The organism is Dyella sp. (genome assembly GCF_051954575.1).
GTDB lineage: Bacteria > Pseudomonadota > Gammaproteobacteria > Xanthomonadales > Rhodanobacteraceae > Dyella_B.
In genome coordinates this window covers 1-21,705 of sequence record NZ_JBQCHP010000068.1, presented here as the reverse complement: position 1 = coordinate 21,705, position 21,705 = coordinate 1, and the positions used below count along the sequence as shown (strand labels likewise).

At 62.8% G+C, this 21,705-nt stretch carries 23 protein-coding genes; 11 read left to right on the top strand and 12 right to left on the bottom strand.

Annotated elements, in window-relative coordinates:
• Positions 1–41: 41 nt before the first annotated feature.
• From ACTHNE_RS09375 to ACTHNE_RS09355, 5 genes are all read right to left on the bottom strand, one after another.
• Positions 42–488 (bottom strand): hypothetical protein, encoded by a 447-nt coding sequence (locus ACTHNE_RS09375; RefSeq protein WP_440269118.1) that lies wholly within the window; start codon positions 486–488, stop codon positions 42–44.
• Between the two features lie 111 nt (positions 489–599).
• Positions 600–956 (bottom strand): hypothetical protein, encoded by a 357-nt coding sequence (locus tag ACTHNE_RS09370; RefSeq protein ID WP_324938169.1) that lies wholly within the window; start codon positions 954–956, stop codon positions 600–602.
• A 289-nt stretch (positions 957–1,245) separates the two neighbouring features.
• Positions 1,246–1,578 carry a hypothetical protein gene (locus ACTHNE_RS09365; RefSeq protein ID WP_324938166.1) on the bottom strand — a complete coding sequence of 111 codons (333 nt, stop codon included), beginning with the start codon at positions 1,576–1,578 and terminating at the stop codon, positions 1,246–1,248.
• Positions 1,579–1,711: 133 nt separating this feature from the next.
• The gene (locus ACTHNE_RS09360) at positions 1,712–2,425 is read right to left on the bottom strand and encodes a ComF family protein (RefSeq protein WP_324938163.1); all 714 of its coding nucleotides are present in this window, start codon (positions 2,423–2,425) and stop codon (positions 1,712–1,714) included.
• Positions 2,426–2,440: 15 nt separating this feature from the next.
• The gene (locus ACTHNE_RS09355) at positions 2,441–2,650 is read right to left on the bottom strand and encodes a hypothetical protein (protein WP_324146613.1); all 210 of its coding nucleotides are present in this window, start codon (positions 2,648–2,650) and stop codon (positions 2,441–2,443) included.
• A gap of 263 nt (positions 2,651–2,913) precedes the next feature.
• On the opposite strand from ACTHNE_RS09355, the gene ACTHNE_RS09350 reads away from it, so the two are divergent.
• The 7 genes from ACTHNE_RS09350 (at position 2,914) to bioC (ending at position 9,000) form a co-directional block, all read left to right on the top strand.
• Positions 2,914–3,567, top strand: a complete 654-nt coding sequence (locus ACTHNE_RS09350) for a hypothetical protein (RefSeq protein ID WP_440269117.1) — start codon at positions 2,914–2,916, stop codon at positions 3,565–3,567.
• A gap of 4 nt (positions 3,568–3,571) precedes the next feature.
• Positions 3,572–4,237: a helix-turn-helix transcriptional regulator gene (locus ACTHNE_RS09345; protein WP_324938152.1), complete on the top strand. Its 666-nt coding sequence runs from the start codon at positions 3,572–3,574 to the stop codon at positions 4,235–4,237.
• A 107-nt stretch (positions 4,238–4,344) separates the two neighbouring features.
• Positions 4,345–5,382 carry a biotin synthase BioB gene (gene bioB, locus ACTHNE_RS09340; protein ID WP_324938149.1) on the top strand — a complete coding sequence of 346 codons (1,038 nt, stop codon included), beginning with the start codon at positions 4,345–4,347 and terminating at the stop codon, positions 5,380–5,382.
• Positions 5,321–6,553 (top strand): 8-amino-7-oxononanoate synthase, encoded by a 1,233-nt coding sequence (bioF, locus tag ACTHNE_RS09335; RefSeq protein WP_440269116.1) that lies wholly within the window; start codon positions 5,321–5,323, stop codon positions 6,551–6,553. The genes bioB and bioF overlap by 62 nt, the downstream gene beginning before the upstream one ends.
• Positions 6,554–6,581: 28 nt before the next feature.
• Positions 6,582–7,352 (top strand): sulfurtransferase, encoded by a 771-nt coding sequence (locus tag ACTHNE_RS09330; RefSeq protein WP_324946713.1) that lies wholly within the window; start codon positions 6,582–6,584, stop codon positions 7,350–7,352.
• Entirely contained in the window at positions 7,349–8,122 is a 774-nt protein-coding gene (gene bioH, locus ACTHNE_RS09325; RefSeq protein ID WP_440269115.1) for a pimeloyl-ACP methyl ester esterase BioH, read from the top strand. The genes ACTHNE_RS09330 and bioH overlap by 4 nt, the downstream gene beginning before the upstream one ends.
• Positions 8,119–9,000, top strand: coding sequence for a malonyl-ACP O-methyltransferase BioC (gene bioC / locus ACTHNE_RS09320; RefSeq protein ID WP_440269114.1), 882 nt, complete (start codon positions 8,119–8,121; stop codon positions 8,998–9,000). Before bioH ends, bioC begins: the two co-directional genes overlap by 4 nt.
• 81 nt (positions 9,001–9,081) lie before the next feature.
• Here bioC and lptA read toward each other — a convergent pair whose 3' ends face one another.
• The 6 genes from lptA to ACTHNE_RS09290 all read right to left on the bottom strand — a co-directional run bounded on the left by lptA (position 9,082) and on the right by ACTHNE_RS09290 (position 14,389).
• Positions 9,082–9,639 (bottom strand): lipopolysaccharide transport periplasmic protein LptA, encoded by a 558-nt coding sequence (gene lptA / locus ACTHNE_RS09315; RefSeq protein WP_324946719.1) that lies wholly within the window; start codon positions 9,637–9,639, stop codon positions 9,082–9,084.
• 77 nt (positions 9,640–9,716) lie between these two features.
• On the bottom strand, positions 9,717–10,298 hold the full coding sequence (locus ACTHNE_RS09310; RefSeq protein ID WP_324946721.1) for a DNA-3-methyladenine glycosylase I: 582 nt from the start codon (positions 10,296–10,298) through the stop codon (positions 9,717–9,719).
• A 48-nt stretch (positions 10,299–10,346) separates the two neighbouring features.
• On the bottom strand, positions 10,347–11,105 hold the full coding sequence (locus tag ACTHNE_RS09305) for a hypothetical protein (protein WP_324946723.1): 759 nt from the start codon (positions 11,103–11,105) through the stop codon (positions 10,347–10,349).
• A gap of 233 nt (positions 11,106–11,338) precedes the next feature.
• A complete protein-coding gene (locus tag ACTHNE_RS09300; protein WP_324946725.1) occupies positions 11,339–12,250 on the bottom strand; it encodes a hypothetical protein in 912 nt (303 codons plus the stop codon).
• Positions 12,251–12,440: 190 nt separating this feature from the next.
• Positions 12,441–13,391: a pyridoxal-phosphate dependent enzyme gene (locus ACTHNE_RS09295; RefSeq protein WP_440269113.1), complete on the bottom strand. Its 951-nt coding sequence runs from the start codon at positions 13,389–13,391 to the stop codon at positions 12,441–12,443.
• Positions 13,388–14,389 (bottom strand): aldose 1-epimerase, encoded by a 1,002-nt coding sequence (locus tag ACTHNE_RS09290; RefSeq protein ID WP_440269112.1) that lies wholly within the window; start codon positions 14,387–14,389, stop codon positions 13,388–13,390. Before ACTHNE_RS09290 ends, ACTHNE_RS09295 begins: the two co-directional genes overlap by 4 nt.
• 81 nt (positions 14,390–14,470) lie before the next feature.
• On the opposite strand from ACTHNE_RS09290, the gene pepN reads away from it, so the two are divergent.
• Entirely contained in the window at positions 14,471–17,107 is a 2,637-nt protein-coding gene (pepN, locus tag ACTHNE_RS09285; protein WP_440269111.1) for an aminopeptidase N, read from the top strand.
• Positions 17,108–17,173: 66 nt separating this feature from the next.
• Here the strand turns inward: pepN and ACTHNE_RS09280 are convergent, their stop codons facing one another.
• A complete protein-coding gene (locus tag ACTHNE_RS09280; RefSeq protein WP_324946734.1) occupies positions 17,174–17,359 on the bottom strand; it encodes a hypothetical protein in 186 nt (61 codons plus the stop codon).
• A gap of 537 nt (positions 17,360–17,896) precedes the next feature.
• On the opposite strand from ACTHNE_RS09280, the gene mnmG reads away from it, so the two are divergent.
• The 3 genes from mnmG to ACTHNE_RS09265 form a co-directional block, all read left to right on the top strand.
• On the top strand, positions 17,897–19,774 hold the full coding sequence (mnmG, locus tag ACTHNE_RS09275) for a tRNA uridine-5-carboxymethylaminomethyl(34) synthesis enzyme MnmG (protein WP_440269110.1): 1,878 nt from the start codon (positions 17,897–17,899) through the stop codon (positions 19,772–19,774).
• A 60-nt stretch (positions 19,775–19,834) separates the two neighbouring features.
• A complete protein-coding gene (locus tag ACTHNE_RS09270) occupies positions 19,835–20,584 on the top strand; it encodes an RDD family protein (RefSeq protein ID WP_440269109.1) in 750 nt (249 codons plus the stop codon).
• Positions 20,585–20,716: 132 nt separating this feature from the next.
• The coding region (locus tag ACTHNE_RS09265; protein ID WP_440269108.1) for a Tex-like N-terminal domain-containing protein at positions 20,717–21,705 on the top strand (989 nt) is incomplete at its 3' end.

Below are 21,705 nucleotides of genomic sequence, written 5' to 3'. Positions count from 1 at the left end.
CCTCATTACACCAAGAATAATATTGCAACTAGCAGGATCAACTACTGCTTATCCAGGCTAAAGGACGTAATAATGCAATTCCCAGAGGAATTAACCACATAACTAACAAACACTGGGATCTGTGATGCCTTCGCTGTCATAATGGTCGCCCACAGCAGCTTGCTCTGATCGAACGACCATGATGAGTCAACCAAGAGCTGACCGTTCATGCACGTCGAGCCGGTATACCAAAGAACTGCAGAGCCCCCGTAACTCTGAAGCCTCCAGCCCGTTGGAACGGTGTTGATAATTGTGTCAGCAAAAGCGAGCGGGGCGAAGGACGACAATATGCCAATTGCGAGAACCAGCGAGACGCGGCGAAAACCTGAGAAAGTCATTTCGATCCTTTTTTTCGCATAAACACAACAGCGCTTATCAACATAACCAGCCATAAACCAATAAGGCAGCCCCCAAGGCATAAGCTGTGGCGACCGCAGCGAATGAATCATTATTTCACCATATGAACATCGCTAAACCTTCTCTGGTTACTTTAAAAAATTCACTCTATTGCGAGTAATCGGACAGTTGGTGAGCTACTACCATGGACTCAAAGGACGGGACTATTGCCCGATGTAGTAGTAGACAAGCTGTGGATAGCCCTGTGTGCTGCACCCGGACAGGTCGACTGTTACACGCTTACCAGATAAATAAGCCGCCAGAAAGGACGCATAGGCACGCCTTCCCTCATCCGTATTGCCATTGTCGAAGCGGAACTGCGTCGTAGCGCCGACAGAGCATCCGAGGCTACTGCCAAAAGAAGGCCCATCTAGCGTTACATAACATGTCCCGCCGACGTCGTGGCAACCCAGAGACACGATATTGCGTGACGCAGGCGTCTCATCTGCCCGGCAGTTGCTGGCGAGGCTCAGCGATGCCAGAAGGGTAAAAGCGACAGCGCGCAGTGGCATATTGCTCATGATTCGTTCCTTAAGAATATTGGGCGCACAAGAAGACGTGAAAAGTAACTTTTTGGCAAAAGCCCATGATTAAATCCACGCCCATGCCCGCCCCCCCCCGTTAACAGCCGGAGGAATAATTGCATTTGAGTGGCGACTGCACATGACACCCGTTATTGGACGCCATCATTCACCGACTCGCTCCAACATCTAAGGACTTCGCAAGCTGCTCCTGGCATGTCGCAGTAACAATCAATATTGACGCAGTCCACCGCCGTATCGCGTTGGATGCGCCGCGTGCAGTGTCCCATCAGCTCATGACAGCTATGTAGCCAATCTGGCAGTAGCCAGCACCGTCCTTGGTTGTATACAAAGTTACGGCTTTGCCGTTGGCCTGGGCCATCAAAAGCATCGCAAGCAACCCTTTGTAATTCGGGTCGCTCATATTGATGTAGCCCCAGGTGGAATCTGCGCGGCCTGAGCAGAGCGTCGACTGCCCGTCAAGATAGACACGCACATCGTAGTTTCCCGGTGCACCACCAAGTCCGCCTACTCCGTTTATCTCGGAGATCTTCCCAGTGGTTACGCCGTCCCACGCGCTTGCCGGCACTGCAACCAGTGTGAGGGCGACGCCCAACGCCATATACAAAATCCGTTTTATCCCCATGGCTCCCCCAGCCTACGGTTCTATATTTCCCCTAAGGTCATTATCGATTGCCGAATGACCCGTTCGCGGACGGGAGCTTATCATGTGGTCGATAGATATGCGAAGCATCTCAAGAGCTTGGTACCGGTGCCCTCGCCAATGCCCATACATCTACACGCTCAATGCCTGTACGCCTCAAAGCAAGCGCGCACTCCGCCAACGTTGCACCCGTGGTAAAAACATCGTCCAGTACAGCAATGTGTGAGGGCAGCCTTGCCTTTTCATTCACTGTAAAAGCCTTGCGCAAGTTGCGGCGACGTTCAATTGCATTCAACCCGGTTTGTGCATCGGTATATCGCACGCGCTGCAATACATCGTGTTGAAAGGGAATACCAAGTGCATGCGCAAGCGGCCTGGCCAATTCAACCGCCTGGTTATAGCCACGCTCCCGCAACCGCTTTTGATGCAGTGGCACGGGAATGATCATTTGCGGCAAATCGACTGGATGCGGTTCACGTTGCCACATCGTCGCAAGTACACGCCCCGACGCCAGATCACGGCTGAACTTGAAGCGTGTTTCCAGCCGGTCCAGCGGCCACGCGTACCGGAACGGTGCCCAGGCGGCATCCCATGGTGGCGGCTTGCGTTGGCAACGGCCGCATAGCGGCGCCGCGATCGGCAGTGGCAAGGCACAGCGTTGGCAGCAATGGATGTTGCGAGGGAGTTCGGCCGCGCAATCGGCGCATAGGTCGATGCCGTTTGCACCCGCATCACCGCATAGCAGGCAACGCCATGGCAGCAGCCAGCGGTGCAGGGCGGAAAACCAGCGTAGTGCCGCATCCATGCGCAGGCGGACGCGTCAGCGGTTGGGCTTGAACATCGCCGCGTCGAGGATCGACCACAGGTGGATGATCCAGCCCATCCAGAAAATCCACAGCACACCGGCCAGCACGAACATCAGCACCGCTTTCAGAAAGCGTCCCTGCACCAGCTGGCCAAGGCCGGGGATGAACAAGCTGCAGATGGCGGCGATGACATTCCCGGCACTGCCCTGACCTGCTGCACTCATGGATCGGCTCCTTCGATGGATGACCCACCGATGGTAGAGGTACCGCCAGCATTCTGGAAAATGCCGGGCGTCCACGCCCGCAGGCGATCCCACACAATTTATGGATCCTTCCGTTCCAGCAAGGACGCCCGATAGTAGCCGAGCTCAACGATACCCCGCTGAAATCGTTGATATACGGACTTTACACATGGATATATTGCGCGAAAATGGCAAGCGTCGACACTCATCCGCAGTCGCATCCGGCGACATAACGGAGAGAACTCATGAACGTCCGGAACATCCTGTTTCTACTTGCCAGCACGACCCTCGCAGCCACCGGGTTCGTGCAGGCGGCATCCCCGGCGCATGACATGGCTGCGGCCACTCTTGGCACGTCACCCAGCACGCCGCAACTGCAAGCGGCCATGCGCTCGCTGTGGCACGGGCACGTCGTGCATACGCGCGAATACGCCATGGCCGTACATGCTCACGACAATGCCAAGGCCAAGACCGCGGCGGGCGCGGTGGTCGCCAATGCCAAGCAGATTGCCGACGCGGTAGGTGGCTTCTACGGCAAGGCCGCCGGCGCGCAGACACTGCAATTGCTCGCCGGCCACTGGGGCGGCGTGAAGGCACTGACTGACGCCAGCGCGGCGGGTGATACGGCCGGTGAGCAGAAGGCCATGGCCGATCTCAATGACAACGTCACCGCCATTGCCAAGTTCTTCTCCGGCGCCAATCCCAACCTGCCGCAGAACGCCGTGCAAAACCTGTTCGCCACGCACGTGGCGCACCATGCCGCGCAGATAAAGCAAATCATGAGCGGCGATAGCAAGGGCGAACAGGCCACCTGGGCAGATATGCAGGCACATATGAACACGATTGCCGACGCATTGGCCGGCGGCATCGCCAAGCGGTTCCCGGACAAGGCGCACTGAGACGATGACGGCGCTCAGGCAACTGGGAACCACGCAGCAACGCCTGTTGCGGCAACTGCTGATGGCCAGCGAAGGCGGCACGGTGGAGTCGCTGTGCGCGCAATTGCGCATCAGCCACAACGCGGTGCGCCAGCACCTGAGCGCCCTGATCGCACGCCACTACGTGGAACGCACGCAGTCAACGCCCAGCGGCGGCCGTCCCACCGCCCGCTATTGCCTCAGCGAAGAGGGGCGTGCGCTGTTTCCACGCAATTACGGCACCATTGCCGCCGCCTTGCTGGCGCAATGGCAGGAACGATTCGGCGATGCGGCGGTGGAAACGGCGCTGCGCGAACTCGGGCACAGTCTGGGTAGCCACGAGATAGCCCCACCGCCTGACACGCCACTTGCCGACGTGGTGCACGGTCTGGCGCAAAAGCTCGACGCGCTCGGCTACGAAGCCGTACCCGCGCGACATGGCGAGGAGTGGCAGGTCGAGGCATTCAACTGCGTCTTCCACGCCTTGGCCAGGCAGCACCCCAGCGTGTGCAAGTTCGACCTGGCTTACATGGAAGCGGCCAGCGGGCGGCACATCCATCACATGGAATGCATCGTGCGCGGTGGGCATGTGTGCCGCTTTCGCCTGGGCACACCGCTGGCGAAGAAGAAAAGCGACGACGCAGAACCTTAGTCGCCACGGTGTCGGCGCAACCAGGCCGTCAACCATTCACCAGTGAATCGAGTTGACAGCCTGTCTGGCCAACCTCACACTGTGCGCCGGTTTCCCGGAGCCTACCCATGACCGCAGCCGCTCTTCGCCACGACTGGAGCCGCGACGAAGTCGTTGCCCTGTTCGCCCTGCCCTTCAACGAGTTGCTGCACCGTGCGCACAGCGTGCACCGTGCGCACCATGATCCGAATGCGGTGCAGGTGTCCACCTTGCTGTCGATCAAGACCGGCGGCTGCCCGGAAGATTGCGGCTACTGCCCGCAGGCCGCGCGCTACCACACCGGGGTAAAAGCCGAGAAATTGATGGCGGTGGACGCCGTGGTCGCGCGCGCCAAGGCCGCCAAAGATGCCGGCGCCAGCCGCTTCTGCATGGGTGCCGCCTGGCGCAGCCCGAAGGATCGCGATGTGGCGCAGGTCGCGGAAATCGTCTCGGCGGTGAAGGCGTTGGGCCTGGAAACCTGCGCCACGCTCGGCATGCTGAGCGGCGAGCAGGCGCAGACGCTGAAGCAGGCGGGCCTCGACTACTACAACCACAACCTGGATACGGCGCCGGAGTTCTACGGCGAGATCATCCACACGCGCCAATACCAGGATCGCCTGGATACGCTCGAACACGTGCGCCAGGTCGGCCTCAAGACGTGCTGCGGCGGCATCGTCGGCATGGGCGAAACGCGCGCGCAGCGCGCCGGCCTGCTGCAGACGCTGGCCAACCTGCCGGAGCACCCGCAATCGGTACCGATCAACCAGCTAGTGCAGGTGGAAGGCACGCCGCTGCACGGCACCGATGCACTCGATCCGTTCGAATTCGTGCGCACGATCGCAGTGGCGCGCATCCTGATGCCGGCCTCGATGGTGCGCCTGTCCGCCGGTCGCCAGCAGATGGACGATGCCGTGCAGGCGCTGTGTTTCTTCGCCGGCGCCAACTCCATCTTCTACGGCGAGAAACTGCTCACCACCGGCAATCCCGACGTGGAGCACGACCGCGCGCTATTCCGTCGCCTCGATCTGCATGCGCTGGAAGTGGTGGAAGAAGCTGACACCGTGCATGCGGATATCCTCGAAACGGAGATGGCCGGTTGCGGGCAAGGCTGTGGCTGCGCGGCCTGACCTGCTCGAGCGATTGGCCTTCCAGACGGCCGAACGCGCGCAGGCGCAACTGCAACGCCGCTTGCGTTGCGTCGAACGCGTCGAAGGCCCTTACATCCAAAGCAACGGCCGGCGCCTGCTGGCGTTCTGTACCAACGATTACCTGGGCCTTGCGCACGATCCGCGCCTGGTTGCCGCCCTGAAAAAAGCCGCGGACGCGAGCGGCGTCGGCAGCGGTTCCGCGCATTTGATCTGCGGCCACCGGCGCGAACACGCCGAACTGGAAGAGGCCTTGGCCGCCTGGACCGGTCGCGAACGCGCACTGCTGTTTTCCACCGGCTACATGGCCAATCTCGGCGCGATGCAGGCGCTGCTGCAGCGTGGCGATCTGTGCGTGCAGGACAAACTCAATCACGCCTGCCTGCTCGATGGCGCGCAACTGGCCGGCGCGACATTGAAGCGCTATCCGCATGCGGACCTCGATGCCGCCGCGCGCCAGTTGCACGGCAATGCCGAACTCGGCGCCCTGCTCGCCACCGATGGCGTATTCAGCATGGACGGCGACATCGCGCCGTTGCGCGAACTCGCCACACTTTGCGCGAAAGATGGCGCCACCTTGATGGTCGACGATGCGCATGGCCTCGGCGTGTTGGGCGTCGAGGGTGCCGGCAGCGTGATGGATGCGGGCTTGAGCGAACATGAGGTGCCGGTGCTGATGGCGACGCTGGGCAAGGCGCTCGGTTGCGGCGGCGCTTTCGTTGCCGGCTCCGCGGCATTGATCGATGGGCTGATCCAGTTTGCGCGCACCTATATCTACACCACCGCGATGCCGCCGGCGCTGGCCGCCGCAACGCTCATTGCCGTGCGTATCGCGCGCGACGAGCACTGGCGCCGAGAAAAATTGAATCATCTGATCCAGCGCTTCCGTCGCGGCGCGGAACAGCTCGGGTTGCCATTGATGCCCTCGCGCACCGCCATCCAGCCGTTGCTGATCAGCGACACCCAGCGTGCGCTGGAAACATCGCGCATGCTGGAGAAACAGGGGCTATTGGTGGTGGCGATTCGCCCGCCCACCGTGCCGCAAGGTCAGGCGCGCCTGCGCATCACGCTGTCGGCCGCGCATGAGGATGCGCATGTGGACCGGCTGCTGCAATCGCTGGCGTCCCTGCGCCTGGCCGATGCGCCGGTATAATTGCGCTTCGTAACATCTCCCTCCTTCTATGCCGATCCTGAATATCTCCGCCTATCGCTTCGTCAGCCTGGACGATCTGCCGGCGCTGCGTGAGCGCATGCTGGCGCAGTGCCACGCGCTGGCGTTGAAGGGAACGATTCTGCTGGCGCCGGAAGGCATCAATCTTTTTCTTGCCGGTCCGCGCGAAGCGATCGACGCGTTCATGGACTGGCTGCGCAGCGATACGCGCTTTGCCGATATGCAGCCGAAGGAGTCGTTTTCCGACGACGTGCCTTTCAAGCGCATGCGCGTACGCCTGAAAAAGGAAATCATCACACTGCGCCATCCCACAATTCGCCCCGAAGGCGGACGCGCGCCGGCCGTGGATGCTGCCACGCTCAAGCGCTGGCTGGATCAGGGCCATGATGACGAAGGCCGCGAAGTGGTGTTGCTGGATACGCGCAACGCCTACGAGACGGACGTCGGCATGTTTCCGCAAGCCGTCGATTACCGCATTGCCAGTTTCACCGAATTGCCCGCCGCGTTGGCGGCGGACCGCGCGCGCTATGACGACAAGACGGTGGTGTCGTATTGCACGGGCGGCATTCGCTGCGAAAAATTCGCGCTGCATATGCAGGACATCGGCATGCAGCGCGTGTTCCAGCTCGAAGGCGGCGTGCTGAAGTATTTCGAGGAAGCAGGCGGTGCACACTGGCAAGGCGGCTGTTTTGTGTTCGATGAGCGTGGCGCAGTGGACAAGACCCTGAGCCCCGCCACCACCGACGCGTCGCCTGACACGCGCAGAGATACCGTCGCATGACCTTGCATATCGAAACCCATGGCAGCGGCCCGATTCCGCTGGTGATGCTGCACGGCTGGGCCATGCATGGCGGTATCTTCGCGCCGCTGGTCGACGCATTGCGCGATCGCTGCACGATGCATCTGGTCGATCTTCCCGGCCATGGGTTTTCGCGCAACTGCGGCCTCTCGCTGCAACCGACAGCGTGCGCACGCGCCATCGCCGACGTCACGCCGTCCGCGATCTGGCTGGGCTGGTCGCTCGGCGGGCTGATCGCATTGCAGGCGGCACTGGATGTTCCGGCGCAGGTGCGCGGCCTGGCCATGCTGTGCGCCACTCCGCGCTTCGTCAGCGACAGCGATTGGCCGCAAGGCCGCGATCCCGCGCTGGTGCACCGCCTCGCCAGCGATCTGGAAACCGACTACCACGCCACCATCGAACGCTTCCTTGCATTGGAAGTGATGGGCAGCCCCGATCCGCGCGCGGAATTGCGCAAGCTGCGCGCGGAAGTGTTCGCGCGTGGCGAACCGGATCTGCGCGTGCTGCAGGAAGGCATTCGCGTACTGGACGGAACCGACCTGCGTGCCGACTTGCCGCGCCTGCAAGCGGACCGCAGTTGGTGGAGCGCAGGGCGTCTTGACCGGCTGGTGCATCCTTCAGCCATGGAATGGTCCGCGCAGGCGAGCGATGGCGAGTTTCACCTGATCGCGCACGCCGGACACGCACCCTTTCTCAGCCACGCCCAAGCCGTTGCGCAGGCGCTCCTGCCCTGGCTGGAGACTCACGCATGAGCGACTTCCAACTCGACGCCCAACGCGTACGCGCCAATTTCAGCCACGCCGCCGGCAGCTACGAACAGCACGACGCCTTGCAGCGCGAGGTGCAGCAATTGCTGCTGGAACGTCTGGACTTCTACTTGCAGCAGCCCGAACGCGTCATCGACGTCGGCGCAGGCACCGGTCGCGGCAGCGCCTTGCTTAAGAAACGCTACGGCAAGGCGCAGGTGATCGCCATCGACGCGGCGCTGCCGATGCTGCGCACCGCCAAGTCGCACGCCAGCTGGTTGAAGCCGTTCGTGCGCGTGTGCGGCGAAGCCACTGCGTTGCCGTTGCCTGATCACAGCGTCGACGTGCTGCATTCCAATCTGTGTTTTCAGTGGATCGACGATCTGCCTGCCTTGTTCGGCGAATGTGTGCGTGCACTGAAGCCAGGCGGCATGCTGCTGTTTTCCACCTTCGGCCCCGATACGCTGCGCGAACTTCGCGCGGCGTGGGCGGCGGTGGATCAGCATTCGCACGTTGGCCGTTTCCTGGACATGCACGACCTGGGCGACGCCATGATCAACGCGGGATTGCGCGATCCCGTATTGGATGTGGACCGCTTTACGCTGACCTATAGCGAACCGAAGGCACTGTTGCGCGAACTCAAGGGCCTGGGCGCCACGCATGCCGATCGTGGCCGCGAACGCGGGCTCACCGGCAAGCGTCATTTCCAGGGCATGCTGGCCGCGTACGAGGCGATGCGCGTGGACGGCCGCATTCCCGCCACCTGGGAAGTGGTGACCGCGCATGCATGGGGACCACCGCCCGGCCAATCGCGGCGTGCGAAAGGCGGCGGCGAGATCGCCAGTTTTTCGATCGACAGCCTGCGCGGCTCGCGCCGCCGATAGGGAACCCGTAGGTTGGGGTGCAAACCCCAACGTCGCCATGTATGACGCGCGCGAATGTTGGGGTTTGCACCCCAACCTACGTTAGTTCTGCGGCGCGGTAGACGCCGGCGCAGGAGCTGGCTGTGCATTCGCGGCCTGCCGCTGCCTGGGTACGTAGGTCATGCTGACATTGCCGGTACCGGTGAAATACGCGGTCTGCGTGTTGTAGGTGAGCTTGTCGGCATGCGCCTCGCCCATGCCTTCCTGGGTGACCACGGCGCTGGGCTGGAGCACGGCGATGCCGTGGATGTTGTCGTAGTCGAGCGTCGGCGCTTCGCCGGTCATCAGGTGATTGTTGTCGTCCAGTTGCTGGATGTGTGCCGGGCGACCTTTCATGACAATGCGGCTGACCTGGCTGTCGGCATCCAGATAAAGCTGCGCGATATCGCCCTTGGCCTTCATGCTGCCTTGCGTGATGACCACATTGCCGGTCAGCGTCGTGGTGGTATTGGGAGCGTTGAAGCCGTTGACCGAAGCTTGCGAGGTGGTCATCGGCTGGTTGCGGTCGCCGGTCTTGGCATGGGCGGCGAGCGGCAGCACCAGCGCGACGGATAGCACGAGGCCGCCCCAGCGCGTGCGGGAATCTTGGAACGGCTTCATTGAGGGCGTCTCCTTCGTTCGGTGTCCGCGGCCATTCTATTGAGTTTTCCGTGGCGCGAGGAAATGATTCTGCCGGCCTACGATTTACCCGCGCAGGCCTTGTGCCGGAAACAGTCGACCAGGTGATCGTTGACCATCCCCGTCGCCTGCATGAAGGCGTAACAGATGGTGGTGCCGACGAAACGAAAACCGCGTTTCTTCAATGCCTTGCTCATGCGATCGGACACCGGCGTGCTGGCCGGTACCTCGGCGCGGCTGCGCCAGGTATTGCGGATCGGCTTGCCATCGACGAACGACCACAGGTAGGCATCGTAACTGCCGTATTCGCCGATCGCCTCCAGCGCCGCCTTGGCGTTGTCGCGCACGGAAGTGATCTTGAGCCGGTTGCGAATCAGCCCCGGATCGAGCAGGCATTTCTCCAGTTCGCGGTCCTTCATGGCGGCAACCCTCGCGATGTCGAAATCATGAAAGGCACGACGATAATGATCGCGCTTGTGCAAGACGGTGCGCCAAGAAAGGCCGGCCTGCGCGCCCTCCAGGCACAGGAATTCGAACAGCGCGCGGTCGTCATGCAGCGGCACGCCCCACTCGGCGTCGTGATAGGCCTGCATCAACTCGCCGTCGGCTGCCCACTGGCAGCGGGTACGTGTGGTCGCCATCGCTGTTCCTCACTTGGAAGGTGCGCAGGATAACGCCAAGCAGTCCACTCAGTGCGATATCTCCAGGCTGCAGTGCGCAGCGCCGGCGCTGCGGCAGCTCAGGTGCCTTACGCGCACCCTTTTGCCCGCCACCGCCGCGCCGAGCAAGCCTTCCAGGTAGCCGCCATAGAACTTGCATCCGGAGCGTCCGTCCGGTTCGCACAGGGGACTGCTCAGCACGTGCACATGCACGCCGCGCTGTTCGATGTCGGCAAGCTGGCGCAGGGTCGGCACGGCAATGCGCCGTATCGCATCCCCAAGGCTCAGCAGCGCATCCTGGGCATGGTCGCGTTTATGGAGCCATGCGCCCAGGCGGCGGCCGATCAGAAACAGCGACGATTCGCGCGACGGTTCGGCCACGCTGCGTTGCAACGAGGCGAGCGCTGCGTAGACGTGCGGAAACGCTTGCGTGAGTTCCGGAAACAGGCGCTCGATCTGCACGATGTCCGCAGCAATCGTCGATGGCGTCGCCGACGATTCCGCAGTCACACGCAATGGCGGCCATGACGGCGTCATCGCAATCGCGGTCGCTTCCTCGCACAGCGCTGCCTCGAAACTCAGCACGCGGCTATGCGTGCCCAGCATTTCCTCCAGCGCAAAACGCTGTTCGGACGGTCCGCGCACGACCATCGACAACCACGCCCCGCGTCCGTCTTGCGTAAGACGCTGGCGCAGCAGCGCATAGTGGTTCGCGGTGATGACTTGTCCAAGTTCCATGACCAGGCCCTCCCGGCGATCGGAGAGAACCTGTATTGCCAGCTCGATCATAGGCCCCCCTGTGGCTCGATGCTGGGTGATGCGCATTGAGGCGGCAGGATGAGCGATTTTCGGCATACGCGTCGTGATTGGCTTCAAAAATCGCCGTGCACGAGTGGACGCACGTCGCATACGGCGCATGTCGCGCCGCGCTGACGGCTCGCATATTCCCGTGCAACACAGGATGGTCGATCAGGACAACTGTGCCGTTCGTGTGGAACGGAAAAGTGCCATCAGCGGCCGGTTCAAAATACCAGCCGGCGCTCGAAGTCGGTCGGCTGCGTTTTGATCGTGGCATCACCCGCGCGTACGCGACGCCGGGATCGGGCCTTGCTCATCTGGAGCGTCCAGAAGCGATCCCATAGATCGCAATACTGCAAGCACAATGTTTCGATACGCCCGTACTGTTCGGGCATGAGCGCCTGGGTAAGGATCAGCCACAGATCGTTCTCGTGATCATCATCGGCAGCCTCGGCATCTACGTCGGTGCTGATACCGTGCACGAAATAGTAACCGTCGCCGACATCGATACCGAGTGCCCCGGTTGCCGTCCGCAGAGGCGGGCTGAACAACACCACCTCCTCTTCCGCCACTGCCAGCAAGGCCGTCACGTCCAGGTAATGGCGATAACTGCGTTCGAGAAATGTACGCACAGCGCGAGCACTGCGACTTGGCACGTAGGCTTGCCGTTCCTCCAAGGTGATTCCGTAGTCATCGAGTACGCGTTCAAACAGAGGATAGTGCGCATAGGCCGGGTTGCCGCGGTAGTAGCCCTCCTTGTCGCAGCCGGGACGGAAACCGAATTCGTCCAGATCATTCAGCGTGATGAGAAAACGTGGCGCCAGCTTGGCGCCCGGACGCAGGCGTGGTTCCAGCTGCCGCGTTTGCATCTGCGCAGCCAGCAAGGCGTCGGTAAATATCTGCACGATGGCATGGCGATATTCCAGATGGATCTGGCGCATGGACGTCGCATCCAGCTCCCCGCGACTGAGCATTTCGATGGCTACATGCCTGGTCACCGGGTGATTGGCAATGGTCTGCCGCAAGGCTTGCACAAAAGCGGCGTTCTGCTGCCACAGATCGGCCGGTACGCTGGCCTGCATGGTGGCGATGGCTTTGTTGCGGGGATGATCCAGGTCGAGCATCGACGAATGCATAAAGGTTCCCTCCAGCGTTGGCTACAACGACCAGGCGCCGCTGGCGCCCATCCATTTGATGGCGAAGCGTGCAGAACTGTCGCAACAGCAGGTTGAACCGCATGTCGATTTTTCTGGAAACTTTGGTTAAGAATGCTCTGCAAATGTGATCCGCGCCAGCGGACGTCGTCTTCACGCACCTGTCCCGCTTTCACCAAGGCAGCGCATCGATGTCCACATTGCCGCCGGTCAGCACCAGACCAACCCGGCGTCCCGCAAAATGTTCGCGTTGCTGCAACACTACGGCGAGCACGGTGGCGCTGGATACTTCCACCACCAGCTTCAGCGTCTGCCACAGCATTCTCATGGCGGCGATGGTTTCTGCATCGCTTACCGTGACCACTGCTACGCGATGATCGCGCAAGGCCTGCAAGTTCGGCTCACCAACCAATGCGCGCAAGCCGTCGCAGACGGTATCGGGCGCGAACCGTTCAACGCGCGCGCCCTGCGCCAGCGACTGCGCCGCATCCGCCGCACCGGAGGGTTCGGCGCCGTACATGGCGATGTCCGGCGAAATGCTGTGCGCGGCAATTGCGCAACCGGCCTGCAAGCCACCGCCGCCAATCGGCGTGATGATCGCGTCCAGCCCTTCGCTCTGCCGCAAAAACTCCAGCGCCAGCGTGCCTTGGCCTGCCATCACGCGCGTATCGGCATAGGGATGCACCAGCACCGCGCCGGTGGCTTGCTGGATTTCCGCAGCTTTGGCTTCGCGCGCGGCGATGCTCGGCGCACAGCGATGCAGCGTGGCGCCCGCCCGCTCGATCGCCTCCACCTTGGCGCGCACGGCGCCCTCGGGAACAATCACATGCGCCGTGACGCCGCGCGTGGCGGCCGCCATCGCCAAGGCATTGCCGTGATTACCTGAGGAATGCGTGACGACGCCGTGCCGCGCTTCGTCGTCGCTCAACGACCAGACGGCATTGCACGCGCCGCGGAACTTGAACGCGCCGCCGCGCTGCAGGTTTTCGCACTTGAAGTACAACTGCGCGCCGACCATCGCATCCAACGCCTCGTGGCGCAGCACCGGTGTCACCACCGCATGCGGTGCGATGCGCGCGGCGGCGTCGCGTATTTCATCCGGGTTCGGCAGTCGCACGCTCATGGCCGGTCGATCTCCACGCCGCAACGAAACACACGCTCGGCACCTGCCTCGAGGCGAATCGCATCAAAGCAATCAGCACGATTGAACGCATTGGACAGGCTTTCCATCGGCTCCAGCGCCACCGAGCGGCGCACGTCGCGGCTCACCGTGTCGGCGCTGAACACCAGGACTACGCCGTGTTCCTGCCACATGCTGATGCGCAAGCCGCTGCGTGGATCACGCAACCGAGTCCGCACGCGGCCGTCGGCGTCGCGCACGAGATCGGCGTAGGCGTTATCGATTTTGGTGGCGCCGATCGGTTTTGCCTGGCGAAAATCCAACGCCTGCGGTGCCTGGTCCAGCGCTTGAAAAGCTTCCGCGCCCGGCAGCGGCAACAGCTCGGGCGAGGTACGGACCAGCTGTCTGGCGGGTACCTGCAGCTCCCAGGTATCCACCTCGCTGTCGAAGCGGAAATAGGGATGCCAGCCGAAGAAGCACGGCGCAGCCGTATCGCCGACATTGCGCATGCTTACGGTCAGCGACAAACCCTGCGCATCGAGCGTGTAACCGATCGTCAGGTCGATGGCGAAGGGATACCCGGGAAACGCATCCGGACGAATCACCGACGTCGTGAAGGTGATCCCGACGCTGTCGTCACTGACGTGCTGGCGGGCGACGTCGAAATCCACCATGCGTACGAAGCCATGCCGGATGCCGCGCTGCGCATCCACGCCGGGCTGCATGTCGTAGGTCTTGTCGTCGAAAGTGTAGCGCGCGTCGGCGATGCGGTTGGCGAACGGCGCCATGATCGCGGAGCGCGAACTGGGACAGCGCACCAGTTCGTCGGCATCGCGGTAACCGTCGACCAGGGCATGCGTGACGCCATCGACCGTCTGCTCGAGCGACACCAGGTTCGCACCGCGGCGCGCCACGCGGGCGCAGCGGCCATGTTTGGCGTCGCGCAGCACGAACACGTCGTGCGTGCCCCATTGGGTCTGTTCGATGTCGAAGGCGCTCATCCGCTTGTCCTGTGAATCAAAGGGCCTCATGTTAGCCTGACCCGTCCCCGTACTACATCGGCCTGGCCTGCCATGACACTCGTGAACGAAACCGCCCTGATCCGCCTGCGCGACTACCGCCACCCTGCCTGGCGGGTGGAGGCCATCGAGCTGGAGATCGATCTGGGCATCGACGCCACCGAGGTTTCATCGCGCCTCACGCTGCGCAGCGATCCGGCGCAGGCTTTGCCGCTGCAGCTGGATGGCGAAGGGCTGAAACTGCTTGCGATTGCGCTCGACGGCCGCACGCTCGACGCGCAGGATTACCACTACGAAAACGGCGTCCTGGAAGTGCGCGACGCCCGCGACGGCAGCGTGCTGGAAACGCGCGTGCAGGTGCATCCGGCGGCCAACACCACGCTGGAAGGCTTGTACCTGTCTGGATCGCGCGAGCATGGTTTTTTGTTGACACAGTGTGAAGCCGAGGGCTTCCGCCATATCACCTTCTTTCCCGATCGGCCGGACGTGTTGGCGCGCTACAGCGTGACCCTGCGCGCCGATCGAGCGCGCTTTCCGATCTTGCTGGCAGGCGGCAATCCGGCCGGCGGCGGCGAGCTTGCCGACGGGCGCCACTGGGCGCGCTTTGTCGATCCGCATCCCAAGCCGAGCTATCTGTTCGCACTCGTCGCCGGCCGGCTGGAAAACATCACGCGCGATTACGTCACTGCCGACGGGCGCAAGGTACAACTGGTGATCTGGTCGGAAGCGAACGTGATCGATCGCTGCCATTACGCGCTCGATGCATTGGAGCGCTGCATGCGCTGGGACGAGCGCGCGTACGGCCGCAACTACGACCTGGACGTATTCCACGTCGTCGCCACGCACGATTTCAACATGGGTGCGATGGAGAACAAGGGCCTCAACATCTTCAATGCCAAATACCTGCTGGCCGATCCGGACAGCAGCACCGACGAGGAATACCGCGCCGTCGAGGCGGTGGTGGCGCACGAGTATTTCCACAACTGGACCGGCAATCGCGTCACTTGCCGCGACTGGTTCCAGCTTTCGCTCAAGGAAGGCCTGACGGTGTTCCGCGAGCAGCAGTTCTCCGCCGACATGAATTCGGCGCCGCTCAAACGCATCGAAGACGTGGCGCTGCTGCGGCGCACGCAATTTCCGGAAGACGCAGGGCCCCTGGCGCATCCCGTGCGTCCGGCCGAGTACCGCGAGATCAACAATTTCTACACCGCCACCGTCTACGAAAAGGGTTCCGAACTGGTGCGCATGATCGCCGGTCGGCTCGGGCAGGAAGGATTCCGCCGTGGCATGGACCTGTATTTCGAACGGCATGACGGCCAGGCGGCCACCATCGAGCATTTTCTTTCCGCGCTCGGCGACGCCAACCATCTCGACCTCACGCCGTATCTGGCCTGGTACGCGCAGGCCGGCACGCCGCGTCTGCACGCCAAGGGCGAATACGATTCGGCGCGGCGCGAGTACACGCTTACCTTGTCGCAGCAAACGCGCCCCACGCCCGGGCAACCCGAAAAAATGCCGCTGCCGATTCCGGTGAAGCTTGCGCTGTTCGATCGCAACGGCGCGATGTTGCCGCTGCACGTGCAGGGCGACGAACAGGCGGACGGCACCGAGCGCGTGATCGTGCTGGACCAGCCGTCGCAGCGCTTCACCTTCACGCAGGTTGCCGCGCCACCCGTGCCCTCGCTGCTGCGCGGCTTCTCGGCGCCGGTGGTGCTGGAGTGCGACTACTCGCCCGAAGAGCTGGCCTTGCTGCTCACGCACGACGCGGACGGTTTCAATCGCTGGGAAGCCGGCCAGCAGTTGGCCATGCTGGCCTTCGACACCCTGCACGACGGCAACGATTCGGATGCATGCAAGGTATGGTGCGCAGCCCTGGCGGCGCTGTTCGCGCAACAGGCCATCGACGATGCCTTGCTGGCGGATCTGTTGACGCCGCCCGGCGAGATCGAATTCGCCGACCGGCAAAGCGAAGTCGACCCCGCGAGAATTCACGCGCAACGCCAGGCGTTGCAGCGTCGCCTGGCCGAGCGCATCGGCGTCGACGCCTTGCTTGCGCGCTATCGCCTGCTGTCGGCCGATTCACGCGCACCACTGGAAGCCGTAAGCCAGGCGAAGCGTCGTCTCAAGCGCCGCGTGCTGGAACTGCTTGCGTTACTGGACGCGCGGCAAGCGCACGAGCTTGCCGCCAGGCAGTACCACGCCGCGCAGGGCATGACCGATCGCCTGGCTGCGCTGAGCGTACTGGTGCGCTACCACGCATCGCAGGCAAGCGCGGCGCTTGCGCATTTCCGCCATCGTTATGCCGACAATCCGCTTGCGCTGGACAAATGGTTCACCGTGCAGGCGCAAGTCCCAGGCGATGCGGCGCTGGCCATCGTGCAGCAGCTGGAAAACGATCCGGCGTTCACCTTGAAGAACCCCAACCGCGCGCGCTCCCTGCTCGGCGCGTTCGCCAGCACCAATCCCAGCGGATTCCATCGCACTGACGGCGCCGGCTACATGCTGCTCGCCGAACGCCTGGCGCAACTGGATGCGCTCAATCCGCAGATCGCGGCGCGCTTGGCCACCGCCTTCAACGGCTGGCAGCGCCTGGAACCGGTACGCCGCAGCGCTGCGCGGGTGGCGCTCGAAACATTGGCTCAACGCGCGGATCTGTCGCCCAACCTGAGCGAGATCGTGGGCAACGTGTTGCAGCGCTGAGCTGAAAAACACAAACGGCGACCTGCAAGAGGTCGCCGTTGCGAGGCGGTAGGTTGAAAGTGCCGTTTACGCGGGCAGATGATCCAGCTCACTGAGCAGATGGCTCATGCGCGATTCGAGGCGCGGGCGAAGCTGCTCTTGCTGGGTCGCGTCGCGATCGACCAGGTGATCCATCGCCAGTTCCAGGCGACCGATTTCCACCATCAGGTCATGCCGCAGATACACCGGTGCAAACTCGTTGCTGTTGTCCATGACTCACCCCCGTTACCTTCAGTTGCATGGGATCTCCAGCAACAGGCGTGCCAGTGCGTGACGCAGATCACAGGGGGATTTTGGCTTACATCACGCTGTGACCTTTTCTGTCAGCAGTTGCCGTGGCTCGACAGAAATTTGCGTTTCAGTCACTTCATGTTCACGCGGTTGGGGTGATTATCGATCCACGCAACGGGGGGTGCGGTCTTTACCGTACTGCCTGTTTAGGCCACCAGTTTCTGGCGCCCGGCACTACGGTCATCCTGGATTCCCCCTGTTCCTGAGACCGCCGGGCGCCAGATCTCTCTTCCAGAGATCAAAAAAACGACGGCGCCCACTGGGCGCCGTCTTGCTTCCTCACCCGGTACGCAAAGAGACCCCTGCCGTCCCTTCTCAGCGCGCGTAAGCGCAGCGTCTGCCCGTGAAAGTGCAGGAATGTAAAAGCAGAAAGCATGCCAGCTTCGCGTAAGGCACCGCTGACGGGGCCGGCCGTATTATCATAAGAGCTTGTCTGTCCTTGAATTTAGCCCTCTTCCGATGCTTCATCCGACCTCCTACGACGTGATCGTGATCGGCGGCGGCCACGCTGGCACCGAGGCGGCGCTCGCCTCGGCCCGCGCTGGCGCACGCACGCTGCTGCTAAGCCACAACATCGAGACGATCGGCCAGATGAGCTGCAACCCCGCCATTGGCGGCATCGGCAAGGGCCATTTGGTGAAGGAAATAGACGCCCTTGGCGGCGCCATGGCCCAGGCGGCGGATCGCGCGGGCATCCAGTGGCGCACGCTGAATGCCTCCAAGGGGCCGGCCGTGCGCGCCACGCGCTGTCAGGCCGATCGCGCGCTGTACAAGGCGGCGATCCGCCGGATCGTGGAAACCCAGCCAAACCTGGATCTGTTCCAGCAGGCGGTGGATGATTTGATCATCGAGCAGGGCCGCGTGATTGGCGCGGTGACGCAGATGGGCGTTACGTTCCGCGCCAGAGCCGTGGTGCTCACCGCGGGCACCTTTCTGGCCGGCAAGATCCATATCGGACCGGCGCAGTATGCGGGTGGACGCGCCGGCGATCCGCCGGCCACCACACTGGCCCAGCGCTTGCGCGAACTGCCGGTGGCGGCCGACCGGCTGAAAACCGGCACGCCGCCGCGCATCGACCTGCGCAGCATCGATTTCAGCGGCCTGGAAGAACAGCCCGGCGACGATCCGGCGCCGGTGTTCTCCTACCTGGGCTCGCGCGACGATCACCCGCGCCAGGTCAGCTGCTGGATCACCCACACCAGTGCGCGCACGCACGAAGTGATCCGCGGCGCGCTGGACCGCTCGCCGCTGTACACCGGCCAGATCGAGGGTGTCGGCCCGCGCTATTGCCCGTCCATCGAGGACAAGGTGGTGCGCTTCGCCGACAAGGCGTCGCACCAGATCTTCATCGAGCCGGAAGGGTTGGACAGTTTCGAAATCTATCCGAACGGCATCTCCACCTCGCTACCCTTCGATGTGCAGTTGGAACTGGTGCACTCGATCAAGGGTTTCGAGCACGCGCACATCACGCGTCCCGGCTATGCGATCGAATACGACTACTTCGACCCGCGTGGCCTAAATCCCTGGCTGGAAACCAAGACCATTCCGGGCCTGTACTTCGCCGGCCAGATCAACGGCACCACCGGCTATGAAGAAGCGGCGGCACAAGGCCTGATCGCCGGGCTCAACGCCGCGCTTGCGGTGCAAGGCAAGGCACCGTGGTATCCGCGCCGCGACGAGGCCTATGTCGGCGTGCTGATCGACGATCTCACCAGCAACGGCACGATCGAGCCGTATCGCATGTTCACCTCACGCGCGGAATACCGCCTGCATCTGCGTGAAGACAATGCCGACCTTCGCCTCACCGAGATCGGTCATGCACTGGGCGCGGTACCGCAGGCGCGCTTCGATGCGCTGCGCGCCAAACGCGACGCGGTGGAGCGGGAGACGCAGCGCCTCAGCGCACTGTGGGCCGCACCGAGCAACGCGCTAGGCGCAGCGATCGAACGCCAGCTCGGTATCGCCGTGAGCCGGGAAACCAATGCGCTGGATCTGCTGCGCCGCCCCGAACTCGATTACACCAAACTGTCCCGCGTGCCCGAACTAGGCCCGGTGGTGGATCGCGAAGACGTCGCCGCACAGGTGGAAGTGCAGGCCAAGTACGCCGGTTATCTCGAGCGCCAGCGCGAGGAAATCGAGCGCCAGCGCCGCCACGAGAATACCGCCATTCCATCCGGCTTCGATTACGACAAGGTGCGCGGGCTGTCCGCCGAAGTGCTGCTGAAACTCAAGCGCAGCCTGCCGGCCACCATCGGCCAGGCGGCACGCATCAGCGGCGTGACGCCCGCGGCCATTTCGCTGCTGCTGGTGCACCTGAAGCGACGCGACGCGGCCTGAGCCACCACACACATCCGCGTTCGATGGCATCATTCGCTTCTGTTTATCAAGGAATACGCGATGGAAGTCTGGATCGGCCGAGATGGCGAACGCCACGGCCCCTATCAGGAAGAACAGGTGCGCGAATGGTTGCGCAGCGGCCAGCTGAGCCCTGACGATCTGGGCTGGCGCGATGGCCTGGCCGATTGGCAACCGCTGTCGGTGCTGTTTCCCGAGGACAAGCCCGCGCCCGCACCAGGCCCCTACGGCCCGCCGCCGCTGCAAGCGCGGACAAGCCCCATCAATATCGACTACGCCGGCTTCTGGCAGCGTTTCGCCGCGTGGGTGATCGACCTGATCGTGCTGATGATTCCTTCCATGATCGTGATGTACGCATCCGGCGGCCTGGAGGCGTACAAGCACCTGATGGAGCAGATCCAGGGCAGCACCGAGGTCGCCACCGCCATGCGCACCTATGCGCAGGCCACCGAAGGTGCATCGTTGGCCTCGCTGGTAATCACTTACGTGTATTACATGTTTTTCGAAGCGTCCAAATGGCAGGCCACGCCGGGCAAGCTGGCGCTGCGCCTGCGCGTGACCGATCTGCAAGGCAAGCGCATCACGCTCGGACGTTCGGCCGCGCGCAACGTGGTGCGGTTGTCGGCCGCGATCTTCGGCCTGATTCCGGTGATCTGCTACCTGGCCATCACATGGACCCAACGCAAGCAAGGCCTGCACGACCTATGGGCGGGCACATACGTGCTCAACGGCAGCGCACAGGAGCAGCCGCCGGAGCGGCCAACCGGTGAGCACGGCCGCTTCAACGCTTGATCCATATCTATGATGACGGCGCGAGCGCTGGGCTTGCGCCGCCTTTTTTGTCATGCTCGCCAACCTTACGACGCATGACGTTTACGCCATACGTTCGTCGCACCACGAAGCCGAAGGAAATTCAGTAGTCCCATGCTCAGCATCGAACAACGCATCGCCCTGGACATCGCCGCCAAGCCGGAACAGGTACGCGCCGCTGTGGATCTGCTCGATGGCGGCGCCACCGTGCCGTTCATCGCGCGCTATCGCAAGGAAGTCACCGGCGGCCTCGACGATACGCAATTGCGCCTGCTCGAAGAACGCCTGCGTTATCTGCGCGAACTGGAAGAACGGCGCGCGGCGATCCTCTCCAGTGTGGAGGAACAAGGCAAGCTCACCGATGCCTTGAAGCGCGACATCCTCGACGCCGACACCAAGGCGCGACTGGAAGATCTTTACCTGCCCTACAAACCCAAGCGCCGCACCAAGGCGCAGATTGCGCGCGAAGCGGGGCTGGAACCATTGGCAACCGGCCTGCGCGAAGATCCCACGCAGGCGCCGGAAACGCTCGCGGCGCAGTTTGTCGATGCGGAAAAGGGCGTGCCCGACATCCGCGCCGCACTCGACGGCGCACGTGCCATCCTGATGGAAAGCATCGCCGAAGATGCGCAGCTACTGGGCGAGCTGCGCGACTGGTTGTGGGAAAAAGGCCAGATTCGCGCCAAGGTCGTCGCAGGCAAGGAAAACGAAGGCGCGAAATTCCGCGACTATTTCGATCACATGGAACCGATCGGCAAGATCCCCTCGCATCGCCTGCTCGCACTGATGCGCGCACGCAACGAAGGCGTGATCGAACTGGAACTGTTGCCGAACGTGGAAGCCGAACAAGGCCACCTGGAAGCCGAAGGCCGCGTCGCCTCGCATGCCAACATCATTGATCGTGGCCGCGCCGCCGATGCATGGCTGCGCGAAACGGTGCGCATGACCTGGCGCGTGAAGCTGCATCTGCATCTCACGCTGGATCTGTTCGGCCGCGTGCGCGAAGGCGCCGAGGACGAAGCCATCCGCGTGTTCGGCGACAACCTCAAGGACCTGCTGCTGGCCGCACCGGCCGGCGCCAAAACCGTGATGGGGCTGGACCC

Bases quoted from the DNA above. Each gene is read 5' to 3' on its own strand.
- ACTHNE_RS09375 (WP_440269118.1), bottom strand. From the start codon at position 488: ATGATTCATTCGCTGCGGTCGCCACAGCTTATGCCTTGGGGGCTGCCT.
- ACTHNE_RS09370 (WP_324938169.1), bottom strand. From the start codon at position 956: ATGAGCAATATGCCACTGCGCGCTGTCGCTTTTACCCTTCTGGCATCG.
- ACTHNE_RS09365 (WP_324938166.1), bottom strand. From the start codon at position 1,578: ATGGCGTTGGGCGTCGCCCTCACACTGGTTGCAGTGCCGGCAAGCGCG.
- ACTHNE_RS09360 (WP_324938163.1), bottom strand. From the start codon at position 2,425: ATGGATGCGGCACTACGCTGGTTTTCCGCCCTGCACCGCTGGCTGCTG.
- ACTHNE_RS09355 (WP_324146613.1), bottom strand. From the start codon at position 2,650: ATGAGTGCAGCAGGTCAGGGCAGTGCCGGGAATGTCATCGCCGCCATC.
- ACTHNE_RS09350 (WP_440269117.1), top strand. From the start codon at position 2,914: ATGAACGTCCGGAACATCCTGTTTCTACTTGCCAGCACGACCCTCGCA.
- ACTHNE_RS09345 (WP_324938152.1), top strand. From the start codon at position 3,572: ATGACGGCGCTCAGGCAACTGGGAACCACGCAGCAACGCCTGTTGCGG.
- bioB (WP_324938149.1), top strand. From the start codon at position 4,345: ATGACCGCAGCCGCTCTTCGCCACGACTGGAGCCGCGACGAAGTCGTT.
- bioF (WP_440269116.1), top strand. From the start codon at position 5,321: ATGCGGATATCCTCGAAACGGAGATGGCCGGTTGCGGGCAAGGCTGTG.
- ACTHNE_RS09330 (WP_324946713.1), top strand. From the start codon at position 6,582: ATGCCGATCCTGAATATCTCCGCCTATCGCTTCGTCAGCCTGGACGAT.
- bioH (WP_440269115.1), top strand. From the start codon at position 7,349: ATGACCTTGCATATCGAAACCCATGGCAGCGGCCCGATTCCGCTGGTG.
- bioC (WP_440269114.1), top strand. From the start codon at position 8,119: ATGAGCGACTTCCAACTCGACGCCCAACGCGTACGCGCCAATTTCAGC.
- lptA (WP_324946719.1), bottom strand. From the start codon at position 9,639: ATGAAGCCGTTCCAAGATTCCCGCACGCGCTGGGGCGGCCTCGTGCTA.
- ACTHNE_RS09310 (WP_324946721.1), bottom strand. From the start codon at position 10,298: ATGGCGACCACACGTACCCGCTGCCAGTGGGCAGCCGACGGCGAGTTG.
- ACTHNE_RS09305 (WP_324946723.1), bottom strand. From the start codon at position 11,105: ATGATCGAGCTGGCAATACAGGTTCTCTCCGATCGCCGGGAGGGCCTG.
- ACTHNE_RS09300 (WP_324946725.1), bottom strand. From the start codon at position 12,250: ATGCATTCGTCGATGCTCGACCTGGATCATCCCCGCAACAAAGCCATC.
- ACTHNE_RS09295 (WP_440269113.1), bottom strand. From the start codon at position 13,391: ATGAGCGTGCGACTGCCGAACCCGGATGAAATACGCGACGCCGCCGCG.
- ACTHNE_RS09290 (WP_440269112.1), bottom strand. From the start codon at position 14,389: ATGAGCGCCTTCGACATCGAACAGACCCAATGGGGCACGCACGACGTG.
- ACTHNE_RS09280 (WP_324946734.1), bottom strand. From the start codon at position 17,359: ATGGACAACAGCAACGAGTTTGCACCGGTGTATCTGCGGCATGACCTG.
- mnmG (WP_440269110.1), top strand. From the start codon at position 17,897: ATGCTTCATCCGACCTCCTACGACGTGATCGTGATCGGCGGCGGCCAC.
- ACTHNE_RS09270 (WP_440269109.1), top strand. From the start codon at position 19,835: ATGGAAGTCTGGATCGGCCGAGATGGCGAACGCCACGGCCCCTATCAG.